This is a genomic window from Bradyrhizobium sp. STM 3809, assembly GCF_000239795.1.
GTDB lineage: Bacteria > Pseudomonadota > Alphaproteobacteria > Rhizobiales > Xanthobacteraceae > Bradyrhizobium.
Map to the genome: position 1 here is coordinate 1 of NZ_CAFJ01000119.1, position 12,162 is coordinate 12,162.

Consider the following 12,162-nt stretch of genomic DNA (forward strand, 5'->3'; position numbering starts at 1 on the left):
CGCCGGGCGCTTCTCCAGGAACGACACTACGCCTTCCTTGACGTCATCGGAGCGTCCGCGCGCGTAGATGCCGCGGCTGTCGACCTTGTGCGCTTCCATCGGATCGTCTGATCCCATCATGCGCCACATCATCTGGCGGATCAGCGCGATCGAGACCGGCGCGGTCTTGTCGGCGATCTCGCGCGCCAGCGCGCGGGCGGTCGGCAGCAACTCGTCCGGCGGCACGACCTTGCTGACGAGGCGGCCGGCGAGCGCTTCCTGCGCCGGGAAGACGCGGCCGGTGTAGCACCATTCCAGCGCCTGCGAGATGCCGACGATGCGCGGCAGGAACCAGCTCGACGCGGCCTCCGGCACGATGCCGCGCTGTGAGAACACGAAGCCGAACCGCGCCGCTTCCGAGGCGATGCGGATGTCCATCGCGAGCTGCATGGTGACGCCGATGCCGACGGCGGGGCCGTTCACCGCGGCGATCACCGGCTTCAGCGACTTGAAGATGCGCAGCGTCACCTGGCCGCCGCCGTCGCGCACCTGCGGGTCGGAATAGTCGACGCGACCGTCGGCGTGGCGCTTCACCGGCCCGCGCTTGGCGTCGCGGTCGAACGTGTCGGCGCCGGAGGAGAGATCCGCGCCCGCGCAGAACGCGCGCCCCGATCCGGTGACGATGATCGCTCTCACGCCGTCATCCTTGTCGGCGCGGTCGAAGGCGTCGATCAGCTCCTCCATCATCGTGCCGGTGAAGGCGTTGAGCTTCTCCGGCCGGTTCAGCGTGATGGTGAGGATCTTGTCGGCGACGTCGTAGAGGATGGTCTGGTAGGCCATGAGCGTCTCCCGCTGTGTTGTTGTTCTCGTTGTTAGAAACGGCATTCCCAAGAGATGCGCAAGCGTCGATCGATGCCACGCGGCAATGTGCGTATGACATTCCGTAGGGTGGGCAAAGACGCCGTGCGCATCGCGCGCGGCGGCGTGCCCACCGCCCCACGGATGGTGCGGCGGTGGGCACGGCGCGATCAGCAGCGGTGGGCGTTGGATGTCGAGTGGGGCGCGCCTTTGCCCACCCTACGATGCGGGCGACGCCGTAGCCCGCATGAGCGCAGCGACATGCGGGGTCTCACGCGCTGTTGCGGTGAACCCGGATGTCGCTGCGCTCATCCGGGCTACGCGATCGGCGCCTTCGGCCACGGCCGCTGTTCGCCGCGCAGGCCCTCGAACGTCTTGGCCATGCCGAGCACGCCGACATCGTCGAAGCGGCGGCCGACGATCTGCAGGCCGATGGGGAAGCCGTCGGAATCGTAGCCGGCGTTGACGGAGATGGCCGGGTTCTCCGACATGTTCCAGGGCACGGTGTAGGTGATGTGCTCGAACGGCTTCTCGGGATCGTTGACGGGCGAGGCGTACTCGGCCGGAAACTTCACGCCGGGCGAGACCGGCGAGATGATGTAGTCGTATTCGGTGAACAGCTTGGCCGCGGCCGCGCGCAGCGCCATCGTCACGTTGAAGCCGCGGATCACCTCAACGCCGGACAGATCAGCGCCACGCTCCGCCCATTGCAGGATGTAGGGCAGGGTCTTCGCGCGCACCTCGGGCGCCAGTCGCGCCAGATCATCCCACAGCCGCGCGCGCCAGAAATTGTCGAGGCCGTCGAGCATCTCGCGCGTCAGGAAGCCCTTGACCTCGCTGATCACGGCGCCGGCCTCCTCGAAGGCCTTCGCCGCAGCGAGCGTGGTCGCGCGCACCGGGTCCTCCAGTGCCTGGCCGACGCCGCCGAGATCCAGCATCAGGCCGAGGCGCAGCTTGCGCACCGGCTTCTCGGCGACCTTCCAGTGCAGGTCCGACGGCGGCAGGCTGGTGCCGTCGCGGCGGTCGGGCTTCGACAGCACGCTCATCATCAGCGCGGCGTCGTCGACGATGCGCGTCATGGGACCTGCGACGCGGCCGACATAGGGCGGGTCGATCGGCACGCGGCCGAAGCTCGGCTTGAGGCCAACGAGACCGCACCACGACGCCGGCAGCCGGATCGAGCCGCCGATGTCGGTGCCGACATGCAGCGGACCGTAGCCCGCGGCGGCGGCAGCACCCGCGCCGGCGCTGGAGCCGCCGGGGTTCATGCGCAGGTCCCACGGATTGCGCGTCAGCGGATGAAAGCTCGACAGGCCCGACGACAGCATGCCGTAGTCGGGCATCGTGGTCTTGGCGAAGATGATCGCGCCGGCTTCGCGCAGGCGCGCCACCGGCGGCGCGTCGGCCGCGAGCGGTGTGCGGGTGACGCTGGCCGCGCCGAGCGGCATCGGCTGGCCCTTGGTGGCGATGTTGTCCTTCACCGTCGCCGGCACGCCGTCGAGCACGCCGGCCGGCTCGTCATTGGCCCAGCGTTGCGTCGAGGCTTTCGCCGCTGCGCGCGCGGCGTCGACGTCGAGCAGATAGAGCGCCTTGATGTGAGGCTCCCACACGGCGACATGCGCCAGCACATCGTCCATCACCTCGGATGGCGAGAACTGGCGCGCACGGTAGCCGGCGATCAGGTCGACGGCGGAGAGGTCGTGCAGCGAAGTGATGTCGTTAGACACGGGCTTGTGCATGCTGGTCCTCCGTCACCGAAGTTCGTATCGATCGCCGGGCCGCTCATCGGGCTGCGTGATGCGGCACTAGGCTGCAGCCAGGCGGGTCTCGATGATGCGGGCGAACATGCTGGCGCCGATCGGCAGGATCTTGTCGTCCAGCACGTAACCGGGATTGTGCACCGGCACCGAGCCGTCATGGCCGACCCAGAAATAGGCGCCGGGGATGGTCTGCAGCATGTCGGCGAAATCCTCGCTGCCCATCTTCGGCGTCGAGCGCGTCAGCACCTTTGACGGGTCCACGACGGTGCGCGCGACCTCCTCGACGACCTTCGACTGCTCCTCCTGGTTCACCAGGACGCTGAACGTGTCGCGGATGTCGACGTCGATCTCGCAGTTGAAGGCGGCTGCCATGCCGGCGCAGATCGCGCGCATGCGCTCGCGCACCAGCGCGCGGACGTTGTCGGAGAACGCGCGCACGGTACCGCACAGCCAGGCGTCGCCCGGAATGACGTTGTAGGCGGAGCCGGCGTGGATCTGCGTGATCGAGACCACGGCGGCCTGCAGCGGCTCGACGTTGCGGCTGACGATGGTCTGGATCGCCTGCGCGACGCTGGTGGCGATCACCACCGCGTCCTTGGAGCGCTCGGGCATCGCGCCATGGGCGCCATAGCCGGAGATTCTGATATCGAAGAAGTCGGCGCCGGCCATCGCCGGGCCGGGCAGGATCGCGATCTCGCCATGCTCCAGGTCCGGCGCGTTGTGCAGGCCGTACAGCTCGTCGCAGGGGAATTTCTGGAACAGCCCGTCCTTGATCATCGCGCGCGCGCCGCCGAGTCCTTCCTCCGCCGGCTGGAAGATGAAGTGCACGGTGCCGTCGAAATTGCGCGTCTCGGCGAGATAGCGCGCGGTGCCGAGCAGCATCGTGGTATGGCCGTCATGGCCGCAGCCGTGAAAGCGGCCGGGAATGGTCGAGCGCCAGGGCAGGTTGGTGTTCTCCTCCATCGGCAGCGCGTCCATGTCGGCACGCAGGCCGATTGTCTTGCCGCTGTCGCCCTTGCCCTTGAGCACGCCGATCACGCCGGTGCCGCCGAGGCCGCGATGCACCTCGATGCCCCATTGCGCGAGCTTCTCGGCGACGATGCCGGAGGTGCGCGTCTCCTCGAAGCCGATCTCCGGATGCGCGTGCAGGTCGCGGCGGATGGCGGTGAGCTCGTCGGCGTAGCCTTGGATGCGGTCGATCGTGGGCATGGGTTGCGTGTCCGTTGAGTGAAAAGGGAGCAGTCAGGAGGCGGTGCAAAGAGACTGGTCTGCGACCGAGCTTGCGGCCCATCCTTCGAGACGCCCGCCAAGGGGCGGGCTCCTCAGGATGAGGCGGTGTGTGGAGCGAGATATCAAACCCTCATGGTGAGGAGCGCCGTCTTCGGCGCGTCTCGAACCATGAGGCCGCTGCTGGAACAACAAAGTCCTCATCCTTTGACCCCGAAGGCCGGGCCGTTCGGCTTGAGGCGGATGCCCGGGCGCAGGCGGGCCCAGGGCAGGGTGGAGGGATCGGCGGGCATCGCGCCGGGGGCGGCGCAGATCAGCAGCTGCTCGGCAATCGGTTCGAAATCGGCGCGGAAGTGCACCGAGCTCTTGTTGACCAGGATCGCCTGCTCGGTCGGCTCGATGCCGACGAAGCGGTACATCTCCTGGTCTGCGAGCTGTGACTTGTGCGAGGCGACGACCACCCGGACGTCGCCGATGCGCAGGGCCGCGGACGGTCCCATCTCCATCCTGCGGCCGCCGTAGAACGGGCCGGGCGCGATGAAGCGGCCGTCGGAGATCTTTTCGACGATGAAGCTTTCCTCGAACGGCGCGTCGCCGGGGATGCCGCTCTTGCCGCCGAGCGAGAGCGTGACGGTCGCGCCTTCGCCGGCCGCATGCGCGGCCAGCGCCGCAGCGGGATCGTAGATCATGCCGATCGCGGCGCGGCTGGCGCGGTTGCGCACCAGCGCACGCAGCATGCCCGTGGTGTCGGAATCGCCCCCGGCGCCCGGATTGTCCTGAGTGTCCGCGATCACGATCGGGCGGGCCGCGGTCTTCGCCAGCGTCATCGCGTGGCGCACGCCCTCATCCGGCGTGTAGATGCGGCCGTCGAAATCACCCTCGTGACCGGCGACGATCGCCGCAATCGCATCCGCGGCGGCATCCGCATCGGCCTGGGTGCGGCCATAGGCGAACACGCTCGGCCCGCAATGGGCGAAGTCGGCGGCCGGGAAGCCGGGCGCGAACGACAATGTCGGCACCGCGTCGCTCTGCATCGCGGCGAGCCTCTCGTAGATGCCTTTGGTCGGCTGATCGTTGGTGCATTGCCAACTGATCGGAATCAGGAACGGCAGCTGCCGGAACGCCTTCGCCAGCGGCTGTTTGGAGCGCAGCAGCAACGCCAGGTGCTCGGCGCAGGCGCGGCCGGTGTCGGCCATGTCGGTGTGCGGATATTTGCGATAGGCGATCAGCGCGTCGGCATGCGCCATCATCTCCGGCGTGACGTTGGCGTGCAAATCGAGGCTCGCCACCAGCGGCACGTCGGGGCCGATCGCCTGGCGGACGCGGGCGAGGATCTCGCCCTCGCCATCGTCGAGATGCTCGGTCACCATCGCGCCGTGCAGGTCGAGATAGACGCCATCGAGCGGCAGCGCCGCCTTGATGCGGTCGACCATCACGGTCGTGATGCGCTCGAACGCGTCCCTGGTCACATGTGCGGAGGGGCTCGCCGCGCAGGCGATGCTGGGAACGATGTCCCAGCCATTGGCTTCCGCGACCGCGATGAAACCGGCCTGGCCGGCATTGATACCGCGCATGGTCGTCAGCACGGAGGCCGCATCGGCGATCGACGCGCGGCCGCCGCCATGCATGAACTCGTCGTAGCCCGCCTTCGTCGGCGCGAACGTATTCGTCTCGTGCAAGAAACCGCCGATCGCGACGCGCGTCATCACTCCGCCTCAGGCCGTTGATTTGCCGTACGACGTTAGACCGCGCCTCGCGGCCCGCGCAAGCGAAGGAGCGATGCCGTTTTGCATGCGGGCCACGATGACGGTGCGTCGGTCCGGGTGAGCTATTTCCGCGCGTCATTCCGGGGCATCGCGCAGTGACGTCCGTAGGGTGGGCAAAGGCGCGGCCGCGCTATCTCCCCAGGGATGATAGTAGTGGCGCCGTGCCCACCGTCTCGCCGCTGAGTCCGCCGCGCAACGGTGGGCACGCTGCCGCCTTCGGCGGCCGCTTTGCCCACCCTACATGACGGCGTCAAGCCACCGCTTCCGACACCGGGCGGAAATTGGCAAAGTCCCAGTTCCGGCCGGGGGCGGCGTCGAGCAGGGACTTGGTGTAGGCCTCCTTCGGATGCGTCAGGATCTCCCCGGCCGGGCCCTGCTCGACGATGCGGCCCTTCTGCATCACCACGACCTCGTCGCAGATCTGGGCGGCGACGCGCAAATCATGCGTGATGAACAGGATCGCGATACCGAGGCGGCGCTGGATCTCGTCGAGCAGCTCCAGCACCTGCGCCTGCACCGACACGTCGAGCGCGGAGACCGCCTCGTCGGCCACCAGCACGTCCGGATCGAGCGCGAGCGCGCGCGCGATCGCGATGCGCTGGCGCTGGCCGCCGGAGAACTGGTGCGGATAGCGCGAGATCGCGTCCGCCGGCAGGCCGACCAGCTCGAGCAGCTCGCGCGCCCGCGCCATCGCCTTCTCGTGCGACGTGCCGTAGTTGATCGGCCCCTCGGCGATGCTTTCGCCGACGGTCAGGCGCGGGTTGAGCGAGCGATAGGGGTCCTGGAACACGATCTGGATGCGCTTGCGGTGCGGCTGCAAGAGCCGCCGCGTCAGGATCGAGATCTCGTGGCCGGCGAGGCGGACGCCGCCGGAGGTCGGATCGATCAGGCGTACGATGCAGCGCGCCACGGTCGACTTGCCCGAACCGCTTTCGCCGACGATGCCGAGCGTGCGGCCCTTGCGCAAGGTGAGCGAGACGTTCTGCGCGGCCACGACTTCGCGTGCTTTGCCGAGGAACGAGCGCTCGCGATAGACCTTGCCGAGGTCGTTGGTCTCCAGCACCACCGGCTCGGTGCTGTCGGGTCGCGGCGGCCGCGGGATCAGGCTCGGCACCGAGGAGAGCAAATTGCGCGTGTAGTCCATCTCGGGTGCGCGCAGGATCTTGTCGAGCGCGCCGGTCTCGACCAGGCGGCCCTGGCGCATGACCGCGACGCGGTCGGCGATCTCGGCGACGACGCCCATGTCGTGGGTGATGAACAGCACCGCGGTGCCGTGGTCGCGCTGCAGCTCGCGGATCAAAGAGAGGATCTGCTTCTGCGTGGTGACGTCGAGCGCGGTGGTCGGCTCGTCGGCAATGAGCAGCTTGGGCTCGAGCACCAGCGCCATCGCTATCATGATGCGCTGGCGCTGGCCGCCGGACAGGCGGTGCGGGTAGGAGCCGAAAATGCGCTCGACGTCGGGCAGGTGGACCTGCTCCATCATGTCGAGGATGCGCTTGCGCCGCGTCCGGCCATCCAGCGACGTGTGCGCGCGCAGCACTTCGTCGATCTGGCGGCCGACCGGGACGACCGGATTGAGCGCGGTCATCGGCTCCTGGAAGATCATCGCCATCTTGGTGGCGCGCAGCTCGCGCAGCCGGCGATCGCTGGCGGTGAGCAGTTCCTCGTCGACCAGCTTGACGCTGCCGTTGACCGGATGCAGCGCGTTCTTCGGCAACAGGCCCATCGTGGTCAGCGAGGTCACCGACTTGCCGGAGCCGCTCTCGCCGACGACGCACAGCGTCTCGCCTTTCTTGACCTTGATCGAGACGCCGTCGATGATGCGCGGCCCGTTCGGGTTCTTCGTCTTGCCGACGGTGACGACGAGGTTGTCGATGTCGAGGATGGTGTCGGTCATTGGGTCAGTTCTCCGCCGTCATTGCGAGGAGCGAAGCGACGAAGCAATCCAGAGTCCCGGGCGGGGCCCCTGGATCGCGTCGCTTCGCTCGCGATGACGAATAACCAGTTTCACTTGCCGGCCTCGCGCTGCTTCATGCGCGGGTCGAGCGCGTCGCGGGCGGCGTCGCCGATCAGGTTGATCGAGAGGATGGCGATCGACAGCAGCAGGCCCGGCCAGAAGATGAGCTGCGGCTTGATCTGGAAGTAGGAGCGGCCCTCGGCCATGATGTTGCCCCAGGTCGGCGTCTCCGGGCTGATGCCCGCGCCGAGGAACGACAGGATCGCCTCAGTGAGAATGGCCGCGGCGCAGATGTAGGTGCCTTGCACGATCAGCGGCGCGATCGTGTTCGGCATCAGGTGCCGCCACATGATCTTGGGCATCGATGTGCCCAATGAAATCGCGGCCTCGACATAGGGCTCCTCGCGCGCGGTCAGCACGACCGAGCGCACCAGGCGCGCCACGCGCGGGATCTCGACGATGGTGATCGCGATCATGACCGTGCCGACGCTGGCGCCGGACAGCGACACCACGGCGATGGCGAGCAGGATGCTCGGGATCGCCATCAGGCCGTCCATCACCCGCATCATGATGGCGTCGACCCAGCGAAAGAAGCCGGAGACGAGGCCGATCACCAGCCCGATCGCGATCGAGATGACCGCCGCGCCGACGCCGACCAGCAGCGAGATGCGGCCGCCATAGATGGTGCGCGACAGCAGGTCGCGGCCATAGGCGTCGGTGCCGAGCCAGAATTGCGCGCTTGCCGGCTTCAGCCGCTGCGCCGGCGCCAGCAGCACCGGATCATGCGGCGCCAGCAGCGGCGCGAGGATCGAGACGATCACGATCAGCGTCAGGCAGACCGTCGCCACGGCGATGATCGGAGTGGAGGTGAGAAAGCCGAAGCGGGGCCCCAGTCGGGTGGTGACCGGAATCGACGGCTCGGGAGCGGTGACGATCGCCATCGGATAGCCTCAGTAGCGGATACGTGGATCGAGGATGGTATAGGCGAGGTCGATCAGGAGATTGACCGCGAGATAGATGAACGACGTCAGCAGGATCATGCCCTGGATCACCGGATAGTCGCGCGCCAGCACCGCGTCGACCGTGAGGCGGCCGATGCCGGGCAAGTTGAACACGCTCTCGGTGACGACGACGCCGGAGATCAGGAGCGCGAAACCCGAGCCGATCACCGTGATGACCGGCACGGCTGCGTTGCGCAGAGCGTGGCGCAGCAGCACCGCGACCTCGCTGACGCCCTTGGCGCGCGCGGTGCGCACGAAGTCCTCGCCGAGCACGTCGAGCATGGCGGCGCGCGTCATGCGCGCGATCAGCGCGACGTAGATGAAGGACAGCGCGCAGGTCGGCAGGATGATGCGCTCGAAGAACGGGCCGAAGCCGACGCTCAGGCTCTTGAAGCCCTGCACCGGGACCCAGCGCAGATTGATCGCGAAGACCTGGATGAGGATGTAGCCGATCACGAACACCGGCACCGAGAAGCCGAGCACCGACAGCGCCATGACGAAGCGGTCGATCCAGGTGCCGTGCTTCCACGCCGCGATCACGCCGAGCGGGACCGCGACGAGGATCGACAGGATGATGGTGGACAGCGCGACCGAGATCGACGGCTCGATGCGCTGGCCGATCATCTGCAGCACTGGCACCTTCGAGATCAGGGAGACGCCGAGATCGCCATGAACAAGCTGATTGATCCAGGTGAAGAACTGGATGTAGAGCGGCTCGTTCAGTCCGAGCGTGGTGCGGATGCGCTCGAGCTGCTCGGGCGTGGCGTTGTCGCCGGCGAGAATCGCGGCGGGATCGCCGGGCGTCAGCCGCAGCAGCAGGAAGACGAACAGCGCCACCACGCCCATCACCGGGATGGATGCGAGGATGCGGCGAAGCAGATAACCGATCATCTGGAGAGAACCGTTGTCATGGTGCGGAGATGGCGCGCCTGATATCGAGAGTGAGTCTGCATGTCACTGATGGTCATTGCTTGCAAGTTTCATCGCCATCAAGATCTCCGGTGTTTGCTGCCCTGCGCGTGCATGCGGATCACACGAAATCGCTGGTCAGCGTGATCGCAATTGCGAGCAATGTCGCGGCACTTTGCGGCGAACGTTCGCGCGCAACTTTGCAAGCCGCATGCCATCATGCGCGCGGTCTGGAACGGTTGTCCACTTGCTCGATATTGTCCCGGAAAATGAAACCGTGCTGCTTTGCAGCAGTATGGTTGAGCGCGGTGCCGCAGGGTGGGCAAAGGTGCTGCCGTGCGGTCTCGCAAGAACGAGGTCGCGGTAACGCCGTGCCCACCCTATTCGTGTGAGCTCCGCTGCTCGATGGCGGGCACGCGGCCGCCTGCGGCGGCTGCTTTGCCCACGCTGCGGCCATCACTCGCCTACGCCAGCGTCGCCAGCAGGCCGGCCATCAGGCGGCCGCGTTCGGCGAGGCTATCGACCTCGATGTACTCGTTCAGAGTGTGCATGTCGGCGCCGCGCACCCCGAGGCCGTCGAGGGTGGGAATGCCCAGCGCGCCGGTGAAGTTGCCGTCGGAGCCGCCGCCGGCCGAGCCGTGGGGCAGGGACATGCCGAGCCGCTCGGCGATTCCGCGCGCCGTGTCGTAGAGCGCCATGGTTCCGGAATCCGGCTCCCACACCGGCCGAGTCACGCCGCGCGTGACCTTGAACGCGACATCGTCGGTCGTGCCGGACAGCGCCAGCATGCGCTCGACGCCGCGGTCGAGATCGGCCTGCCGCTTGGCCATGCTGAGTGCCTCGCCGGTGCAGGTCGTGGCCACGCAATTCACCCACTGGCCGCCATGCACGATGCCGACCGAGAAGGTGCAATCCTCCGTGGTCATCGCGTCGATCGCGAGGATCTGCCGCGCCATTTCCCGGATCGCGGAACGGCCGGCGGCCAGCCGCGCGCCGGCATGGCTGGGACGCCCGGTGGCTTCGAGATTGAAACGCGCGATCGCATAGCGCCCGGTGACCACGCCATTGTCGGGACGGCCCGGCTCGGGCACCAGCACGTATTTGTTGCGCTTCGCTTCGGCCTCGATGATGTCGCGCGTCGAGGGCGTACCGACCTCCTCGTCCGGCGTGAACAGCACCGTGATCGGCAGCGGCGTCGCGACCGAGGCCTTGATCAGCTGCCGGATCGCTTCCAGCGTGAGATAATTGCCGCCCTTCATGTCGCAGATGCCCGGCCCGTAGCACCTGTTGCCCTCGCGGCGCCACGGCAGCTTGGCCAGTGTTCCAACCGGGTGAACCGTATCCATGTGGCCGGCGATCAGGATGCCCGGCTCGCCCTGTCGCGGATGCGGAAAGCGGGCGCGCACGCAGCCGGCGAAGCCCTGCCGTCCGGCGATGCGCTCGATTGTCGCACCGGAGATCGCCATGTCGCGCGCCGCGAGGTCCAGCATGCGCTCCACCGCGGCGGCGTCCCAGGTCGGACTCTCGCACTCCACCCAGCTGCGCAAGCCCTGCAGCATGGCATCGGTATCGAAGGGAAGATCGGATGGATTCATGTGTGCTCTCTTCGAGGACTCGTCGTGATCTCGCGCTACGAGACGACACTTGCGTGCGCCTTGTAAAGCGAAAGCTATGCGCGCGTTAACGGCATGTTGCGGCGAGGCGGGCATGCAGTGAATGCGGATTGACGCCCAAGGCACGCTCTGCAAGTGTCGAAAGCGCTCGACTTACAGCGTGTTAGTTCGCACAAGGATTGATCTGCACGCACAACGAATGACCTGTGTCTGATGAGTTTCAGGTCAAACCATTCGCCTCTAGGAGACTCTGGTAATGTTCCACATTTCGCGCCGGAAAGGTCTGGCGCTCGCCACCAGCCTCGCCGTTGCCATGCTTTCGCCCTCGACGGCGGTGAGCACACGGGCGCTGGCCGCCGGCCAGAAGACGATCACGGCCGTGATGCATTCGGACCTGCGCGTGATCGATCCTGGATTCACCACGGCCTACATCACCCGCGACCACGGCTACATGGTCTACGACACGCTGCTGGCGACCGATTCGAATTTCAAGGTCCAGCCGCAGATGGCGGACTGGAAGGTCTCCGACGACAAGCTGACCTACACCTTCACCCTGCGCGACGGCTTGAAATGGCATGACGGCACCGATGTGACGGCGGAGGATTGCGTCGCCTCGCTGAAGCGCTGGGGCCGCAACGACGGCATGGGCCAGAAGCTGATGGACTTCACGGCGAGCCTGGAGGCGCCGGATGCCAAGACCATCGTGCTCAAGCTGAAGGAGCCTTACGGCCTGGTGCTGGAGTCGATCGCCAAGCCGTCGTCGCTGGTGCCGTTCATGATGCCCAAGCGCCTCGCCGAGACGCCGCAGGGCCAGCAGATCCCGGAGCAGATCGGCTCGGGCCCGTTCAAATTCGTGAAGAGCGAATTCCAGCCGGGCGTGAAGGCGGTGTACGAAAAGAACACCGCCTATGTGCCGCGCAAGGAGCCGGCGAGCTGGACGGCGGGCGGCAAGGTGGTGAAGGTCGACCGTGTCGAGTGGATCACGATGGCCGACGCGCAGACCGCGGTGAACGCGCTGCAATCCGGCGACATCGACTTCATGGAGAATCTTCCCTACGACATGCTGTCGGTGCTCGAGGCCAATCCGGATCT

General features: G+C 67.1%; 9 protein-coding genes. 1 reads left to right on the forward strand and 8 read right to left on the reverse strand.

Annotation, left to right across the window (positions count from 1 at the left end; genetic code table 11):
• The 8 genes from BRAS3809_RS06025 to BRAS3809_RS06060 form a co-directional block, all read right to left on the reverse strand.
• Positions 1-819 (reverse strand): crotonase/enoyl-CoA hydratase family protein (locus BRAS3809_RS06025; RefSeq protein WP_035655472.1); only part of this gene is annotated, 819 nt, incomplete at its 3' end.
• A gap of 335 nt (positions 820-1,154) precedes the next feature.
• Complete coding sequence (locus tag BRAS3809_RS06030) at positions 1,155-2,576, reverse strand: amidase (protein WP_008961207.1); 1,422 nt, start codon at positions 2,574-2,576, stop codon at positions 1,155-1,157.
• A 66-nt stretch (positions 2,577-2,642) separates the two neighbouring features.
• Positions 2,643-3,806: a M20 aminoacylase family protein gene (locus BRAS3809_RS06035; protein ID WP_008961208.1), complete on the reverse strand. Its 1,164-nt coding sequence runs from the start codon at positions 3,804-3,806 to the stop codon at positions 2,643-2,645.
• Between the two features lie 218 nt (positions 3,807-4,024).
• Positions 4,025-5,530, reverse strand: coding sequence for a M81 family metallopeptidase (locus BRAS3809_RS06040; protein ID WP_008961209.1), 1,506 nt, complete (start codon positions 5,528-5,530; stop codon positions 4,025-4,027).
• Between the two features lie 310 nt (positions 5,531-5,840).
• Complete coding sequence (locus tag BRAS3809_RS06045; protein WP_008961210.1) at positions 5,841-7,487, reverse strand: ABC transporter ATP-binding protein; 1,647 nt, start codon at positions 7,485-7,487, stop codon at positions 5,841-5,843.
• A 110-nt stretch (positions 7,488-7,597) separates the two neighbouring features.
• Positions 7,598-8,488, reverse strand: coding sequence for an ABC transporter permease (locus tag BRAS3809_RS06050; protein ID WP_008961211.1), 891 nt, complete (start codon positions 8,486-8,488; stop codon positions 7,598-7,600).
• Positions 8,489-8,497: 9 nt separating this feature from the next.
• Complete coding sequence (locus BRAS3809_RS06055; RefSeq protein ID WP_008961212.1) at positions 8,498-9,439, reverse strand: ABC transporter permease; 942 nt, start codon at positions 9,437-9,439, stop codon at positions 8,498-8,500.
• 482 nt (positions 9,440-9,921) lie between these two features.
• Positions 9,922-11,052: a M20/M25/M40 family metallo-hydrolase gene (locus tag BRAS3809_RS06060; protein WP_008961213.1), complete on the reverse strand. Its 1,131-nt coding sequence runs from the start codon at positions 11,050-11,052 to the stop codon at positions 9,922-9,924.
• Positions 11,053-11,326: 274 nt separating this feature from the next.
• Here BRAS3809_RS06060 and BRAS3809_RS06065 point away from each other — a divergent pair.
• Positions 11,327-12,162 (forward strand): ABC transporter substrate-binding protein (locus BRAS3809_RS06065; RefSeq protein WP_035655476.1); only part of this gene is annotated, 836 nt, incomplete at its 3' end.